This window comes from Pseudomonas sp. PDM15, from assembly GCF_014851565.1.
GTDB lineage: Bacteria > Pseudomonadota > Gammaproteobacteria > Pseudomonadales > Pseudomonadaceae > Aquipseudomonas.
Window position 1 is genome coordinate 673,622 of sequence record NZ_JACVAA010000001.1, and the last position, 16,395, is coordinate 690,016.

General features: G+C 65.0%; 12 protein-coding genes. 10 read left to right on the forward strand and 2 right to left on the reverse strand.

Annotated elements, in window-relative coordinates; translation table 11 throughout:
• Position 1: 1 nt before the first annotated feature.
• The 8 genes from truA (at position 2) to IB232_RS03360 (ending at position 7,869) form a co-directional block, all read left to right on the forward strand.
• On the forward strand, positions 2 to 859 hold the full coding sequence (gene truA, locus IB232_RS03325; protein WP_192397130.1) for a tRNA pseudouridine(38-40) synthase TruA: 858 nt from the start codon (positions 2 to 4) through the stop codon (positions 857 to 859).
• A gap of 56 nt (positions 860 to 915) precedes the next feature.
• Positions 916 to 1,536, forward strand: a complete 621-nt coding sequence (locus tag IB232_RS03330; protein ID WP_192397131.1) for a phosphoribosylanthranilate isomerase — start codon at positions 916 to 918, stop codon at positions 1,534 to 1,536.
• A 131-nt stretch (positions 1,537 to 1,667) separates the two neighbouring features.
• Complete coding sequence (gene accD, locus IB232_RS03335) at positions 1,668 to 2,543, forward strand: acetyl-CoA carboxylase, carboxyltransferase subunit beta (protein WP_137972535.1); 876 nt, start codon at positions 1,668 to 1,670, stop codon at positions 2,541 to 2,543.
• Positions 2,540 to 3,838 carry a bifunctional tetrahydrofolate synthase/dihydrofolate synthase gene (folC, locus tag IB232_RS03340; protein WP_192397132.1) on the forward strand — a complete coding sequence of 433 codons (1,299 nt, stop codon included), beginning with the start codon at positions 2,540 to 2,542 and terminating at the stop codon, positions 3,836 to 3,838. Before accD ends, folC begins: the two co-directional genes overlap by 4 nt.
• Positions 3,822 to 4,448, forward strand: a complete 627-nt coding sequence (locus IB232_RS03345; RefSeq protein ID WP_192397133.1) for an SPOR domain-containing protein — start codon at positions 3,822 to 3,824, stop codon at positions 4,446 to 4,448. Before folC ends, IB232_RS03345 begins: the two co-directional genes overlap by 17 nt.
• Positions 4,449 to 4,540: 92 nt before the next feature.
• The gene (locus tag IB232_RS03350; RefSeq protein WP_192397134.1) at positions 4,541 to 5,095 is read left to right on the forward strand and encodes a CvpA family protein; all 555 of its coding nucleotides are present in this window, start codon (positions 4,541 to 4,543) and stop codon (positions 5,093 to 5,095) included.
• Positions 5,096 to 5,137: 42 nt separating this feature from the next.
• A complete protein-coding gene (purF, locus tag IB232_RS03355) occupies positions 5,138 to 6,643 on the forward strand; it encodes an amidophosphoribosyltransferase (protein WP_192397135.1) in 1,506 nt (501 codons plus the stop codon).
• A gap of 14 nt (positions 6,644 to 6,657) precedes the next feature.
• Positions 6,658 to 7,869 (forward strand): O-succinylhomoserine sulfhydrylase, encoded by a 1,212-nt coding sequence (locus IB232_RS03360; RefSeq protein WP_192397136.1) that lies wholly within the window; start codon positions 6,658 to 6,660, stop codon positions 7,867 to 7,869.
• Positions 7,870 to 7,942: 73 nt separating this feature from the next.
• On the opposite strand, the gene gspD is transcribed toward IB232_RS03360, so the two are convergent.
• Positions 7,943 to 9,904, reverse strand: a complete 1,962-nt coding sequence (gene gspD / locus IB232_RS03365; protein WP_192397137.1) for a type II secretion system secretin GspD — start codon at positions 9,902 to 9,904, stop codon at positions 7,943 to 7,945.
• Positions 9,905 to 9,909: 5 nt separating this feature from the next.
• Complete coding sequence (locus IB232_RS03370) at positions 9,910 to 10,554, reverse strand: type II secretion system protein N (RefSeq protein ID WP_192397138.1); 645 nt, start codon at positions 10,552 to 10,554, stop codon at positions 9,910 to 9,912.
• Positions 10,555 to 10,827: 273 nt separating this feature from the next.
• Between IB232_RS03370 and IB232_RS03375 the strand changes: the two genes are divergently transcribed.
• Entirely contained in the window at positions 10,828 to 13,461 is a 2,634-nt protein-coding gene (locus IB232_RS03375) for a LuxR C-terminal-related transcriptional regulator (protein ID WP_192397139.1), read from the forward strand.
• A gap of 135 nt (positions 13,462 to 13,596) precedes the next feature.
• Positions 13,597 to 16,338: a peroxidase family protein gene (locus IB232_RS03380; protein WP_192397140.1), complete on the forward strand. Its 2,742-nt coding sequence runs from the start codon at positions 13,597 to 13,599 to the stop codon at positions 16,336 to 16,338.
• Positions 16,339 to 16,395: the final 57 nt, after the last annotated feature.

The following is a 16,395-nucleotide window of genomic DNA, read 5'->3' on the forward strand; positions in this document are numbered from 1 at the left end:
CATGTTTGAAGCAATACCAACAGGGGCGGCCGAAATGGCCGCCCCTGGCGTTTTCAGAATCGCTCTTGGCGTGGAGTACAAGGGCACTCGTTACCGTGGCTGGCAGCGCCAGGATAGTGGTGTGCCGACGGTGCAGGAATCGCTGGAAAAGGCGCTTTCGCAGGTGGCCGCCGAGCCGATCGGCCTGATGTGCGCGGGGCGCACCGATGCCGGCGTGCATGCCAGTGGGCAGGTGGTGCATTTCGACACGCATGCTGAGCGTCCGCTCAAAGCCTGGGTCATGGGTGCCAATGCCAACCTGCCTGCGGACATCAGCGTGACCTGGGCCAAGGTCATGCCCGCGCATTTCCACTCCCGCTTCAAGGCCTGCGCCCGGCGCTACCGCTATGTGATCTACAACGACCACATACGGCCTGCGCACATGGCCGAGGAAGTCACCTGGAACTACCGCCCGCTGGATGTTGCGCGCATGCGCGAAGCGGCTCGCCACCTGGTCGGTACGCATGACTTCACCTCGTTCCGCGCGGTGCAGTGTCAGGCCAAGTCGCCGGTGAAGACGGTGCACCACCTCGAGGTGATCGAGCATGGTCGCTTCATCATCATCGATGTACGCGCCAACGCCTTTTTGCACCACATGGTGCGCAACTTCGCCGGGGTCTTGATGACCATCGGTGCGGGTGAGCGCGAGCCCTCCTGGGTGCTCGATGCGCTGGCCTCGCGTGATCGCCGCGCCGGTGGGGTAACGGCTCATCCCTATGGGCTTTATCTGGTGCAGGTGGAGTATCCCGAGGAGTTCGAGCTGCCGCAGCGCTACCTAGGGCCGCATTTCCTCTCCTCGTTGCCGCAAAGCTTCGGCTGAAACTGCCCCGCGGCTTTGCTACCATCGATTTTTCTTTCTCAGAAGGTGCCGGCACGTTGACAGCCGTTCGCGTCAAAATCTGCGGGATCACTCGTGTCGAGGATGCGCTGGCGGCAACCGAGGCCGGGGCCGATGCTATTGGTCTGGTGTTCTATGCCAAGAGCCCGCGCGCCGTCGGCATCGAGCAGGCGCGGGCGATCATCGCCGCGCTGCCGCCATTTGTGACCACGGTCGGCCTGTTCGTCGATATCGAGCATGATGAATTGCAGCGGATCCTCGCCAGCGTGCCGCTGGACCTGCTGCAGTTCCACGGCGACGAGTCCCCCGAGCATTGCGAAAGCATCAATCGCCCCTACATCAAGGCGCTGCGGGTCAAGGCCGGCGACGATATCGCTGTCCAGGTGAATCGTTACCCTGGAGCGAAGGGCATTCTGCTGGATACCTACGTCGACGGCGTGCCCGGCGGAACCGGCGAGGCTTTCGACTGGTCACTGGTGCCTGAGGGGTTGAGCAAGCCGGTGATCCTGGCTGGCGGCCTGCATGCGGATAACGTCGCAGCGGCGGTGGCACGGGTGCGTCCCTATGCGGTGGATGTCAGCGGCGGGGTCGAGGCGAGCAAGGGCATCAAGGATGCGGAAAAGGTCGGGGCTTTCATTCGCGCGGCGCGTGGCGGTTAATGTGACGGCGGGCGGGCGCCTGCCGTCCATAACCCATTGCGCCCCGGCCGGGGAGCGGCATTCGTCGCCTTCGGCCTGAATCAAAGTTTGCCTGGGTCGACCAAGACCCCGAACAGCTACGGAGAGTAAGCATGAGCAACTGGTTGAGAGAAAAGCTGATCCCCTCGATCATGCGTTCCGAGGTCAAGAAGAGCTCGGTGCCCGAAGGGCTTTGGCACAAGTGCCCATCCTGCGATGCCGTGCTCTATCGCCCCGAGCTGGAAAAGACCCTCGACGTCTGCCCCAAGTGCAACCACCACATGCGCATCGATGCGCGCGCCCGCCTGGACCTGTTCCTCGACGCCGAGGGGCGCGAGGAGCTGGGCGCTGAGCTGGAGCCGGTGGATCGCCTGAAATTCCGTGACAGCAAGAAGTACAAGGACCGCATCGCCAGCGCCCAGAAGGAAACCGGCGAGAAAGACGCGCTGGTTTCCATGAGCGGCAAGCTGCAGGGTATGCCCGTGGTGGCTTGTGCCTTCGAGTTCAGCTTCATGGGCGGCTCCATGGGCGCCGTCGTCGGCGAGCGCTTCGTGCGTGCCGCCAACGCCGCGCTGGAGCAGCGCTGCCCGCTGGTGTGCTTCGCCGCTTCCGGTGGCGCGCGCATGCAGGAGGCACTGATCTCCCTGATGCAGATGGCCAAGACCAGCGCCGTGCTGGCGCGCCTGCGCGAAGAGGGCATTCCCTTCATTTCTGTGCTGACTGACCCGGTCTACGGCGGTGTATCCGCCAGCCTGGCCATGCTCGGTGACGTGATCGTCGCCGAGCCGCGTGCGCTGATCGGTTTTGCCGGACCGCGGGTGATCGAGCAGACCGTGCGCGAGAAGCTGCCGGAAGGCTTCCAGCGCAGCGAGTTCCTGCTCGAGCATGGCGCCATCGACATGATCATCCACCGCAACGATCTGCGTCCGCGCCTCGCCCGCCTGCTGGCGCAACTGCAGCATCTGCCGACTCCCGCGGCCACTGCATGAGCCGATCCCTCGCCGGCTGGCTGAGCTATCTGGAGCAATTGCACCCCAGCGCCATCGACATGGGCCTGGAGCGCAGTCGCGAGGTGGCTCGCCGGCTCGGCCTGGGCAAGCCCGCATCGCTGGTGATCACCGTTACCGGCACCAATGGCAAGGGTTCCACCTGTGCCTTTCTGGCCTCCCTGCTGCGTGAGCAGGGGCTGAAGGTTGGCGTCTACAGCTCGCCCCATCTGCTGCGTTACAACGAGCGGGTTCAGCTCGAGGGGCGCGATGCCAGCGACACTGAGCTCTGCGAGGCTTTTGCGGCGGTCGAAGCCGGGCGAGGCGAGATTTCCCTGACCTATTTCGAGATGGGCACCCTGGCGGCCTTCTGGCTGTTCGAGCGCGCAGCGCTGGACGCCGTGGTCCTGGAAGTCGGCCTCGGCGGCCGGCTGGATGCGGTCAATCTGGTCGACGCCGACCTGGCGCTGGTCACCAGCATCGGTCTGGACCATGCCGACTGGCTCGGCGATACCCGCGAGTCGGTGGCCTTTGAGAAGGCTGGCATCCTGCGCCAGGGCAAGCCGGCGTTCTGTGGTGACCTGGATCCGCCGTTGCCATTGCTGCAGCGCGTGGCCGAGCTGGATTGCCCGCTGTTCCTGCGCGGGCGCGACTACGACCTGGCGGTGAGCGAAGGCGCCTGGCATTGGCGCGGTCTGACCGCCGATGGCCGAGTGCTGGAGCTGCACGACCTGCCTCTGCTGGATCTGCCCATGGAAAACGCCGCCCTGGCCCTGCAGGCCTATGCGGTGCTGGGCATGGCCTGGCAACCGGAAAGCCTGGTCGCTGCGCTGCAGCGTACGCGCGTGACCGGCCGCCTGGATGTGCGCCGCGTGAACTGGCAGGGCAGGGAGCTGACGCTGCTGCTGGATGTCGGTCATAACCCGCATGCCGCCGAGTACCTGGCTACGCGCCTGACTGCTAGACCACTCAAGGGCAGGCGTCTCGCCGTATTCGGTCTGCTTGCCGACAAGGATCTGGAGGGCGTGCTGGCGCCGTTGCAGCTCGAGGTGCAGGGCTGGGCGGTGGCGCCACTGGATAGTCCGCGTAGCCGTCCGGCTGGCGAGTTGGAGGCGGTGTTGCGCAACCTGGGCGCGGATGTGCGTGCCTGCGCCAGCGTGGCCGAGGCATTGCTGGTACAGTGTGGCCAGGCGAGCGAGGGCGACGAGATCCTCGTGTTCGGATCTTTCTATTGCGTGGCTGAAGCCCTGGAGTGGCTCGGCCAACAGGCGGAGGCAGGCAATGGCAGTGCTGGATAAGGGGCTCAAGCAGCGGATCGTCGGCGCACTGGTGCTGGTGGCGCTGGCGGTGATCTTCCTACCGATGCTGTTTTCCCGTGAGGACGAGCTGCGCCAGGTGACGGTGGATGCACCGGCGATGCCGGACAGGCCGAGCATGCCGGATGTTGCCCTGGATCCGGTGGTGGTGCCCGAGCCGGTGGCCGAGGACGAGGTGCCACCGGTGGAGCCGGTGCCGCAGACCTCCAGCGAGCCGATCGCCGCGCCGACCCAGCCTGCTGCCGAGCCGCAGGCGCAAGCCCAGGTCCAGGTCCAGGTCCAGCCGCCTGTGGAAAAGCCCGAGCCGACTCAGGCTGCAACGAAGCCGGCCAGCGGCCTGGATGCCAATAACTTGCCGGTCAGTTGGTCGGTACAGTTAGCCAGCCTGTCCAGTCGGGCGGGCGCCGAGAAGCTGCAGCAGACCCTGCGCAGCGGCGGCTACAACGCCTATATCCGCAGCTTTGACGGCATGAATCGGGTATTCGTCGGCCCGGTGATCGAGCGCGCCGAAGCCGATCGCCTGCGTGACCTGCTCAATCGCCAGCAGAACCTCAAAGGCTTCGTGGTGCGTTTCCAGCCGGAAAACGGCTGATTTCCTCTATCAGAGCCATATAGCGACCCCGGCTTACCCGGCCGGGCACGCTCTGCTAGAATTCGCCGCCTTTCCCGTCTGTAGGCAGCAACGTGGCATTCACTTGGGTCGATTGGGCGATCATCGCCGTCATCGCCATTTCCAGCTTGATCAGCCTGCGGCGCGGCTTCTTCAAGGAGGCCTTGTCGCTGCTGACCTGGATCATCGCCGGTGTGGTCGCCTGGATGTTCGGCGGCGCCCTGTCGCAGCACCTGACGGATTTCATCGAGACGCCGTCGATGCGCGTAATCGCGGCCTGCGCCATGCTGTTCATCGTGACTCTGCTGGTCGGGGCGCTGATCAATTTCCTTATCGGTGAGCTGATCCGGGTAACCGGCCTGTCGGGCACCGATCGTTTTCTCGGCATGGTCTTCGGCGCGGCGCGCGGGGCCTTGCTGGTGGTGGTACTGGTAGGCCTGGTCAGCCTGGCCCCGGTACAACAGGATGAATGGTGGCAGCAGTCGACCCTGATGCCGCATTTTCTGATGGTGGCGGATTGGTCGAAGAATCTGATTCTGAGCCTGACCAGCCAGTGGCTCGCCAGCGGCATCACGCAGACGCCCGAGCTTCCGTCCTACGAGGGTCTCTTGCAGCCTAAACTGCCGTAAGAGCCTGGAACTACCTGATTCACTACACAGAGGTTGCGTCACATGTGCGGCATCGTCGGTATCGTCGGTAAGTCCAACGTCAATCAGTCCCTGTACGACGCCCTTACCGTGCTCCAACATCGCGGCCAGGACGCTGCCGGCATCGTCACCAGCCACGGCGGGCGCCTGTTCCTGCGCAAGGACAACGGCCTGGTGCGCGATGTCTTCCAGCAACGCCACATGCAGCGTCTGGTGGGCCACGTCGGCATCGGCCACGTGCGCTATCCCACCGCCGGCAGCTCCAGCTCCGCCGAGGCGCAGCCGTTCTACGTCAACTCGCCGTACGGCATCACCCTGGCGCACAACGGCAACCTGACCAACGTCGAGCAGCTGTCGCGCGAGATCTACGAGTCCGACCTGCGCCACGTGAACACCAACTCCGACTCGGAAGTGCTGCTCAACGTGTTCGCCCACGAGCTGGCGGTGCGCAACAAGCTGCAGCCCACCGAGGAAGACGTGTTCGCCGCCGTCGCCGGCGTGCATGCCCGTTGCCGTGGCGGCTACGCCGTGGTGGCGATGATCACCGGCTACGGCGTGGTCGGCTTCCGCGACCCCCATGCGATCCGCCCGATCGTCTTCGGCCAGCGCCACACCGACGAGGGCGTGGAGTACATGATCGCCTCCGAGAGCGTCGCCCTCGACGTGCTCGGTTTCAGCCTGATCCGCGATCTGGCGCCGGGCGAGGCGGTGTACATCACCGAAGACGGCAAGCTGCATACCCGCCAGTGCGCGTCGAACCCGCAGTACTCGCCATGCATCTTCGAGCATGTCTACCTGGCCCGCCCGGACTCGCTGATGGACGGCGTGTCGGTGTACAAGGCGCGCCTGCGCATGGGCGAGAAGCTGGCCGAGAAGATCCAGCGCGAGCGTCCGGACCACGACATAGACGTGGTCATCCCGATTCCGGATACCAGCCGTACCTCTGCCCTGGAGCTGGCCAACCATCTGGGCGTGAAGTTCCGCGAGGGCTTCGTCAAGAACCGCTATATCGGCCGCACCTTCATCATGCCCGGCCAGGCCGCGCGCAAGAAATCCGTACGGCAGAAGCTCAACGCCATCGAACTGGAGTTCCGCGGCAAGAACGTGATGCTGGTGGATGACTCCATCGTGCGTGGCACCACCTGCAAGCAGATCATCCAGATGGCCCGCGAGGCTGGCGCCAAGAACGTCTACTTCTGCTCGGCCGCCCCGGCGGTGCGCTATCCGAACGTGTACGGCATTGACATGCCAAGCGCCCACGAGCTGATCGCCCATGGCCGCAGCACCGAGGAAGTGGCCGAGCTGATCGGCGCCGACTGGCTGGTCTACCAGGATCTGGACGACCTGAAAGAGGCGGTCGGTGGCGGCAAGATCAAGATCGAGCACTTCGATTGTGCGGTGTTCGACGGCCAGTACGTGACCGGCGACGTCAACGAGCACTACCTGAACAAGATCGAGCAGGCGCGTAACGATGCGGCCAAGGCGGGCAGCCCGATGGTCAGCGCCATCATCGATCTGCACAACGACTGAGGCCGGGAGCAGCCATGAGCCAGGATTGGGAAGCGGGACGGCTGGACAGCGACCTCGAAGGCGTCGGCTTCGACACCCTGGCGGTGCGTGCCGGCCAGCACCGCACGCCGGAGGGCGAGCATGGCGAGGCCATGTTCCTCACCTCCAGCTACGTGTTCCGTAGCGCCGCCGACGCTGCTGCGCGCTTCGCCGGCGAGGTGCCGGGCAACGTCTACTCGCGCTATACCAACCCGACCGTGCGAGCCTTCGAGGAGCGCATCGCCGCCCTGGAAGGTGCCGAGCAGGCAGTCGCGACCGCCTCCGGAATGGCGGCGATCCTGGCCATCGTCATGAGCCAGTGCAGCGCCGGCGACCACGTGCTGGTGTCGCGCAGCGTGTTCGGCTCGACCATCAGCCTGTTCGAGAAGTACCTGAAGCGCTTCGGCATCGAGGTGGATTACCCGCCGTTGGCCGATCTGGCTGCCTGGGAGGCAGGCTTCAAGCCCAACACCAAGCTGCTGTTCGTCGAGTCGCCGTCCAACCCGCTGGCCGAACTGGTCGACATCGCCGCTCTGGCGGAGATCGCCCACGCCCGCAAGGCGCTGCTGGTGGTGGACAACTGCTTCTGCACCCCGGCCTTGCAGCAGCCGCTGAAGCTGGGCGCCGACATCATCATGCATTCGGCGACCAAGTACATCGACGGCCAGGGCCGCGGCCTGGGCGGCGTGGTCGCCGGGCGCAAGGCCGAGATGGAGGCGGTGGTGGGCTTCCTGCGCACGGCCGGGCCGACCCTCAGCCCGTTCAACGCCTGGATGTTCCTCAAGGGGCTGGAGACCCTGCGTGTGCGCATGCAGGCCCACAGCGCCAGCGCCCTGCAGTTGGCCCAGTGGCTGGAGACCCAGCCGGGCATCGACAAGGTCTACTACTCCGGCCTGCCCAGCCACCCGCAGCATGAGCTGGCCAAGCGGCAGCAGAGTGCCTTCGGTGCGGTGGTCAGTTTCGAGGTCGCGGGTGGCAAGGAAGCGGCGTGGCGTTTCATCGATGCGACCCGGGTGATCTCGATCACCACCAACCTGGGCGATACCAAGACCACCATCGCTCACCCGGCGACCACCTCCCACGGCCGCCTGTCGCCGCAGGAGCGGGCCAATGCGGGCATCCGCGACAACCTGGTCCGCGTCGCCGTGGGTCTGGAAGACGTGGCCGATCTCAAGGCCGACCTGGCCCGTGGTTTGGCCGCGCTCTAAGCAACTGATTCAGGTTATGAACCTGCAATAAAAAACGCCGCTCAGTGAGCGGCGTTTTTCATTTCCATCACCGTCATTCATCTGCCTTGCGCAGGTCGATGGCGGCTGCGCCAGGCTTGTCGAACAGACGCACGGCATCGCCCGGCAGCTGGCTGTTGCCGTCTTCGTCGGCACCGAGCACGCTGATGTCGTTGTATTTCTTGCCGGACAATGTGGCCATGCCGGCACGGTCGCGGACCACGGTCGGGCGCAGGAACACCATCAGGTTGCGCTTGATGTGGGTGTCCTTGGTCGAGCGGAACAGCCGGCCGATTAGCGGGATGTCGCCCAGTAACGGCACCTTGGAATCGGTGCTGGTGACGTCGTCCTGGATCAGCCCGCCGAGCACGATCACCTGGCCGTCGTCGGCGAGGATCACGCTCTTGATCGAGCGCTTGTTGGTCACCAGGTCCACTGCCTGGGAGTTGACCCCGGTGCTGGGGGCGATCGAGGAGATTTCCTGCTCCACTTCCAGGCGCAGGGTGGCGCCGTCGTTGATGTGCGGGGTGACCTTGAGGGTCACACCGATGTCTTCGCGCTCGATGGTGGTGAAGGGGTTGCTCGAGCCGGAGGAGTCGGTGGTGTAGGAGCCGGTCTGGAACGGCACGTTCTGGCCGACCAGGATCTCCGCCTGCTGGTTGTCCAGGGTCAGCAGGCTGGGTGTCGACAGCAGGTTGCTCTTGCTGTTGGAGGACAGGGCAGTGATCAGCGCGCCGAAGCTGTCGGTGCCGATGCCAATGATGGCGCCATCCGGCAGGGTCACATTGTCGGGAATTTCGTCTTCCTGGATGGCCCGCAGCACGGTGCCGACCGAGAGACCGGTGTTGCCAAAGTTGACCCCGCCCAGGCCGCCGGTGCCGCCGCGGGCGTCCACCGCCCACTGCACGCCAAGGGCGTCGCTGATGTCGCCGGAGATCTCGACGATGGCCGCCTCGACCATCACCTGGGCGCGCGGCACGTCGAGGTTGCGCACGATTTCTTCCAGGGTCGCCACGGTGTCCGGCTCGGCCAGCAGCACCAGGGCGTTGAGGCTTTCGTCGGCGCGGATCAGGATGTTCTGCGGCTTGCTGTTTCCGCCCGCTTCGCCACCGCCCTCGGGGGCCTTGAGGCCTTCTGAGATGTCGCCGAGGGTCTCGGCCAGGCTCTTGGCATCGCTGTGGCGCAGGCGGATTACCCGGGCATTGGCCGAACGGGTGCTGGGGATGTCCAGCGAGCGCGCCAGGTTGGCAAGGCGCTGACGGGCAGCCGGCGGGCCAAGGATGATCAGACGGTTGGTGCGGGCATCGGCGATCACCCGGGTGCCGGAACCATCCTTGCGCTCGTTGCGCATCACCGCGTTGTTCAGCGCCTCGGCGGCGTCCAGGACCCAGGCGTGCTGCAGGTTGATCACGTTGTAGTCGCCGCCGCCCTGGGCGTCGAGATCGTTGATCAGTTGGCGGATACGCTCGATGTTGGCCTGGCGGTCGCTGATGATCAGGGCATTGGAGGCGGCCACGGCGGCCAGGTGGCCATTCTGCGGCACCAGCGGGCGGATCAGCGGGATCAGTTCGTTGACCGAGGTGTGCTGCACCTGGATCAGCTCGGTCTGAATGTCGTCCGGTGCGTTGTGGCTGCTGTTGGCACCACTGCGTGCCTCGGTTACCGGCACGATGCGCGCCTGGTCGCCCTGTGCCAGCACGCTGAAGCCGTGGGTACTCATCACTGAGAGGAACAGCTGGTAGACCTCCTCCAGGCCCAGCGGGGTCTTGGAGATGACCGTGACCTGGCCTTTGACCCGCGGATCGACGACGAAGGTCTCGCCGGAGATCTCCGCCACCTGGTCGATGAAGTCGCGGATGTCGGCGTCCTTCATGTTGATGGTCCAGGTCTCGGCGCCCTGGGTGGCCGGCGCCGGCTCGGCCGCGATGGCCTGCGGCAACGGGGCGGCGAGGCAGCTCGCGGCCAGCAGCAGGGCGAGGGGAAGGCGTTTCTGCGACAGGAATTTGGAGTCGGTCATGGGCTCTATTCGGCTTCCGGTGTTTCGGGCGCGGGCATGTCGCCGTCGCCTTCCATGCGTTGTTGAAGGTCCTGGATGCGCTGCTGCAAAGCCTGGACGTCCTCGTCCTGCAGCTGTTCCAGTTGCTCGGCGGTGGGTTCCTGCGGTGAATAGGGATCGGCGGAGTAAGGCGTCAGGGTGGGCGAACGCAGGGCCGGGAAGTGCAGGCTCTCCTCGTTGCCGCCACGGTCGAGCACGATATGGTCCTTGTGCACGGCCTGCAGGGTGGTGCTGGAGTTGATCTCCTGGCCGACGCCGATTCGCTTGGGCTTGTCGCCGGCGACCTGGATGATGGCGGTGGAGCGCTGGGCGTCCGGGTTGACGAAGCTGGCCAGCAGCGTCATCTGCTGCTTGGTGGGCGGTGCGTTCTGGTCGCCGGCGGGGCGGGCCGGGGTGCCGAACAGGTTCTGCAGCTGCTGCAGCGACACCTGTTGGGGCTGCGCGACCGTGGCGGCCGCGGGTGCACTCGGCGCTTCGCTGCGCAGCAGGCGCAGGAGGTCGATGCTCTGCTTGGTCATGCTCAGGGTAATGAGCAGCACCACGAGCAGGCAGAGGCCAGTCACACCGTGGCGTTGCAGCCAGGCGGGAAGGCGTATGCGGGTAGCGCTCAAAGCATGAATCCCCCGTTGTTCTTCTTATTCGTGCGGGCTCTGTCCGGCTCGCATCGGTTGGGCCCGTACTCTGCGGGTGCCGCCAACCATACCGCAAGTATCCTGTCCATGGCGCACCTGCTTGATCTATCTGCGTGCTCGCGCACTGTTGCCGCACGTCGAGTTGCGGCCAGAAGCGTGAAACGTTTCGAAACTTCCTGGAAACGAGCCGCTATCATCGGCTCCCACGTGCTTCCCGTTCAACAATAAAAATAAGCCTGACGGATCACTGCAATGGAAGATCGCAAACCGCCTACCTCGGTTCCCGCGGGGTTCGCCCGCGCTGAGCTACTCGAGTTGCTCGATCACTGCGCGCAATTTCCCCTGACCGTGCTGCTGGCGCCCGCCGGTTCCGGCAAGTCCACGCTGCTGGCTCACTGGCAGGCGGGCAGGCCAGGTCGCAGTGTGATGCACTACCCGCTGCAGGCGCGTGACAACGAGCCGGTGCGTTTCTTCCGCCACCTGGCCGAGGGCATCCGCGCCCTGGTCGAAGATTTCGACGTCTCCTGGTTCAACCCCTTCGCCGCCGAGATGTACCAGGCACCCGACGTGGTCGGTGAATACCTGGCCGATGCATTGAACCGCGTCGACGGTGAACTCTATCTTGTCCTCGACGATTTCCAGTTCATCAGCCAGCCGACCATCCTCGAGGTGCTTTCGGCCATGCTCGAGCGCCTGGCGGGCGGTACCCGGGTGGTGCTGTCCGGGCGCAACCATCCCGGTTTCTCCCTCAGTCGACTGAAGCTGGAGAACAAGCTGCTGTGCATCGACCAGCACGACATGCGCCTGTCGCCGCTGCATATCCAGCAGCTCAATGCCCACCTCGGCGGGCCCGATCTCAGCCCCGCCTATGTCGACAGTCTGATGGCCATGACCGAGGGCTGGATGGCCGGGGTCAAGGTGGCGCTGCTGGCCTACGCCCGTTTCGGCACGGTGGCGCTGGAGCGTTTCAACGGCAGCCAGCCGGAAATAGTCGACTACTTCGGGCATGTGGTGCTCAAACGCCTGTCGCCGCAGATGCACGACTTCCTGCTCAGCTGCGCGATCTTCGAGCGCTTCGACGGCGAGCTGTGCGACCAGGTGCTCGATCGCTCCGGCTCGGCCCTGTTGCTGGAGGAACTGGCCGCCCGCGAGCTGTTCCTGCTGCCGGTGGACCAACTGCCTGGTCACTACCGCTACCATGCGCTGCTGCACGACTTCCTGGCCAAGCGCCTGGCCATGCACCAACCGCAGCAGGTGCCGGTGCTGCACCGCCGCGCGGCCCTGCATTTTCATACCCGTGGCGATCTGGAACAGGCCCTGCAGCATGCCCAGCGCAGTGGTGATCAGGCGCTGTTCCACTGTCTGCTGGAGGAGGCGTGTGAGCAGTGGGTGCGCAGCGGCCACTTCGCCGAGGTGCTGAAATGGTTGGAGCCGCTCAGCGAGACCGAGCTGTGCGAGCGGCCGCGTCTGCTGGTTCCGATGACCTATGCGTTGACCCTGTCGCGGCGTTTCCACCAAGCGCGCTACTGCGTGGACGAACTGGCGGAGCGCTGCTCCGATCGCCCGGGGCTGGAGGCGCCGACCCGCCAGCTGCTGGCGCTGAACCTGGAACTGTTCCAGTACGACCTGGCGTTCGACCCCGGCGAGCGCTGGTCGGACCTATTGGCCCCCGGCATCTCCTCGGACATTCGCGCCCTGGCCCTGACCATCCTGGCCTATCACCACCTGATGCACGGGCGCTTGGAGCAGTCGATACAGCTGGCCCTGGAGTCCAAGGCGCTCCTGGCGCGCACCGGCCAGCTGTTCCTGGAAAGCTACGCCGACTTGATCATCGCCCTGTGCAACCGCAACGCCGGACGCGCCACCAGCGCGCGCAAGGATGTGTGCCAGGACTACCAGCGCACCGAGCGCTCGTCGCCGGCCTGGCTCAACCGCGCCACCGCCATGGTGGTGGCCCTGTACGAGCAGAATCAGCTGGCCGCCGCCCAGCAGCTGTGCGAGGACCTGATGGCGATGGTCACCTCGTCCTCGGCCACCGAGACCATCGCCACCGTACACATCACCCTGTCGCGCCTGCTCTACCGACGTCAGTCCCAGGGGCGCGCCGGACGACTGCTGGAGCAGCTGTCGCGCATCCTGCAGCTGGGCAACTACGCACGCTTCGCCAGTCAGGTGGCCCAGGAGAGCATGCGCCAGGCCTATCTCGACGGGCGTCCGGCGGCGCTGGACAGCCTGGCCCAGCGCCTGGGTATAGAGGAGCGCCTGGCGGCCGGCGAATGGGAAAAGGTGCGGCCCTACGACGAATGCTGGGAGCGTTACGGACTGGCCGCGGTGTACTGGCTGGTGATGCGTGGCGCTCAGCCGCGCGCCTGCCGCATCCTCAAGGTGCTGGCGCAGTCGCTGCAGCAGAGCGAGATGAAGGCGCGGGCGCTGGTGGTGGAGGCCAACCTGCTGGTGCAGAGCGCGCCGCAGCAGACGTCGGAGCAGCAGATCAAGGCGCTGCTGGAGCTGGTGGCGCGCTTCGGCATCGTCAACATCAACCGTTCGGTGTTCGACGAGGCGCCCGGCTTCGCCGAGGCGGTGTTCGGCCTGCTGCGTTCGGGCCAGCTGCAGGTGCCGGAGGCCTACAGCGAGGCCTATGCCGAGTTCCTTCTGGCCGAGAGCCAGGCGCCTTCAGCGTCGTTGCCGGACTTGGTGAGCCTGCTCACCGACAAGGAGGCGGAAATCTTCGCCTGCCTGCTCAAGGGCCTTTCCAACACGGAAATCAGCGCCAGCACCGGCATCGCCCTGTCCACCACCAAGTGGCACCTGAAGAACATCTACTCGAAGCTCAATCTCTCCGGTCGCACCGAAGCCATCCTCAGCATGCAGCAACGCAACAGCTGACGAATGGTGCACCTATTGCGCTCTGCCCCTCCCCGGGGAGGGGGGAGGGGGGCGCACAAATCCCTAATCTCCCGCCTGCCGGAAAATCCCGGCACCAAACCGTAATTAGTACAAGAAGAATCGGGAGATACCGCCATGTCTGTTTGGGTCACATGGCCGAGCTTGGTCAAGTTCGGCACCCTGGGCATCTACGCAGGCCTGATCACACTCGCGCTCGAACGCGACGTGCTGTTCAAGGAAAACCTGTTCGATGTCGACAACCTGCCTGCCGCCAATGCCACCATCACCTGTGATGCGCGCAGTCAGGTGGCGCGTACCGAGGACGGCACCTGTAACATCCTCGCCAACCCCGCCGAAGGCTCGGTCTACCGCCGCTTCGGCCGCAACGTGAATCCCAACGTCACGCACGGCGAAACCGAATCCGACACCCTGCTCAGCCCCAACCCGCGGGAAGTGAGTAACGTGCTGATGGCCCGCGGCGAGTTCAAGCCGGCGCCCAGCCTCAACTTCATCGCCGCCTCCTGGATCCAGTTCATGGTGCATGACTGGGTCGAGCACGGCCCCAACGCCGAAGCCAACCCAATCCAGGTACCGCTGCCGGCTGGCGACGTACTGGGCAGCGGCAACCTCTCCGTACGCCGCACCCAGCCCGATCCGACCCGTACCGCCGCCGAAGCCGGCAAGCCGGCCACCTACCGCAACCACAACACCCACTGGTGGGACGGTTCGCAGCTGTATGGCAGCGACAAGGCCACCAACGACAAGGTGCGCTCCTTCGTCGACGGCAAGCTGAAGATCAACCCCGACGGCACCCTGCCCACCGATTTCCTCAGTGGCAAGCCGGTCACCGGCTTCAACGAGAACTGGTGGGTCGGTCTGAGCATGCTGCACCAGCTGTTCACCAAGGAGCACAACGCCATCGCGACGATGCTCAAGCAGAAGTACCCGGACAAGAACGATCAGTGGCTGTATGACCATGCTCGCCTGGTCAACGCCGCGCTGATGGCCAAGATCCATACCGTGGAGTGGACCCCGGCGGTGATCGCCAATCCGGTCACCGAGCGCGCCATGTACGCCAACTGGTGGGGCCTGCTGGGCTCCGGTCCGAACCGCGACAAGTACCAGGAGGAAGCGCGCATGCTGCAGGCCGACCTGGCCAGCTCCAACTCCTTCGTCCTGCGCATCCTCGGCATCGACGGCAGTCAGGCCGGCAGCTCGGCCATCGACCACGCCCTGGCCGGTATCGTCGGTTCGACCAACCCGAACAACTACGGCGTGCCTTACACGCTGACCGAGGAGTTCGTGGCGGTATACCGCATGCACCCGCTGATGCGTGACAAGGTCGACGTCTACGACATCGGCTCCAACATCATTTCGCGCTCGGTGCAGTTGCAGAACACCCGTGATCGCGATGCCGAGAATCTGCTCAACGGCGAGCATCCGGATCGTCTGTGGTACTCCTTCGGTATCACCAACCCGGGTTCGCTGACCCTCAACAACTACCCGAACTTCCTGCGCAATCTGTCGATTCCGCTGGTCGGCAACATCGACCTGGCCACCATCGACGTACTGCGTGATCGCGAACGTGGCGTGCCGCGCTACAACGAGTTCCGTCGCGAGATCGGCCTCAACCCGATCACCAAGTTCGAAGACCTGACCACCGACCCGGCCACCCTGGCCAACCTCAAGCGTGTGTACGGCAACGACATCGAGAAGATCGACACCCTGGTCGGCATGCTGGCCGAGACCGTGCGTCCGGACGGCTTCGCCTTCGGCGAGACGGCCTTCCAGATCTTCATCATGAACGCCTCGCGCCGCCTGATGACCGACCGCTTCTACACCAAGGACTACCGTCCGGAAATCTACACCGCGGAAGGCCTGGCCTGGGTCGAAAACACCACCATGGTCGACGTGATCAAGCGTCACAACCCGCAGCTCGACAGCAGCCTGGTGGGCGTGGACAACGCCTTCAAGCCCTGGGGTCTGAACATTCCGGCCGACTACGAGACCTGGCCGGCCAAGGCCAAGCAGGACAACCTGTGGGTCAACGGTGCCATGCGTACCCAGTACGCCGAAGGCCAGCTGCCGGTCATTCCGCCGGTGGACGTCGGCGGCCTGATCAGCTCCGTGCTGTGGAAGAAGGTACAGGAGCGTACCGACGTGGCGCCGGCCGGCTACGAGAAGGCCATGCACCCGCATGGCGTGATGGCCAAGGTCAAGTTCGCCGCCGTGCCGGGCAATCCCTATACCGGTCTGTTCCAAGGCTCGGAAAACGGTCTGCTGCGTCTGTCGGTGGCCGGTGATCCGGCAGCCAACGGCTTCCAGCCGGGGCTGGCGTGGAAGGCCTTCGTCGATGGCAAACCGTCGCAGAACGTCTCCGCGCTCTATACCCTGAGCGGGCAGGGCAGCAACCACAACTTCTTCGCCAACGAGCTGTCGCAGTTCGTCCTGCCGGAGACCAACGACACCCTGGGCACCACCCTGCTGTTCTCGTTGGTCAGCCTCAAGCCGACCCTGCTGCGCGTGGACGACATGGCGGAAGTGACTCAGACCGGTCAGGCCGTCACCACGGTCAAGGCGCCGACGCAGATCTACTTCGTGCCGAAGCCGGAACTGCGCAGTATCTTCTCGACCGCCGCCCACGACTTCCGCAACGATCTGGTGACCCTGGCCGCCGGCACCAAGCTGTATGACGTGTACGCCACCTCGATGGAGATCAAGACCTCGATCATCCCGTCCACCAACCGCAGCTACGCCCAACAGCGTCGCAACAGCGCAGTGAAGATCGGCGAGATGGAGCTGACCTCGCCGTTCATCGCCTCGTCCTTCGGCGACAACGGTGTGTTCTTCAAGCACCAGCGCAGCGAAGACAAGTAGTACGCTCCTTGCAGTACCAGAACCCCGGCAAATGCCGGGGTTCTTTTTTGTCTGCCC

Bases quoted from the DNA above. Each gene is read 5' to 3' on its own strand.
- IB232_RS03345 (WP_192397133.1), top strand. From the start codon at position 3,822: ATGGCAGTGCTGGATAAGGGGCTCAAGCAGCGGATCGTCGGCGCACTG.
- folC (WP_192397132.1), top strand. From the start codon at position 2,540: ATGAGCCGATCCCTCGCCGGCTGGCTGAGCTATCTGGAGCAATTGCAC.
- purF (WP_192397135.1), top strand. From the start codon at position 5,138: ATGTGCGGCATCGTCGGTATCGTCGGTAAGTCCAACGTCAATCAGTCC.
- accD (WP_137972535.1), top strand. From the start codon at position 1,668: ATGAGCAACTGGTTGAGAGAAAAGCTGATCCCCTCGATCATGCGTTCC.
- IB232_RS03380 (WP_192397140.1), top strand. From the start codon at position 13,597: ATGTCTGTTTGGGTCACATGGCCGAGCTTGGTCAAGTTCGGCACCCTG.
- IB232_RS03375 (WP_192397139.1), top strand. From the start codon at position 10,828: ATGGAAGATCGCAAACCGCCTACCTCGGTTCCCGCGGGGTTCGCCCGC.
- IB232_RS03360 (WP_192397136.1), top strand. From the start codon at position 6,658: ATGAGCCAGGATTGGGAAGCGGGACGGCTGGACAGCGACCTCGAAGGC.
- truA (WP_192397130.1), top strand. From the start codon at position 2: ATGTTTGAAGCAATACCAACAGGGGCGGCCGAAATGGCCGCCCCTGGC.
- gspD (WP_192397137.1), bottom strand. From the start codon at position 9,904: ATGACCGACTCCAAATTCCTGTCGCAGAAACGCCTTCCCCTCGCCCTG.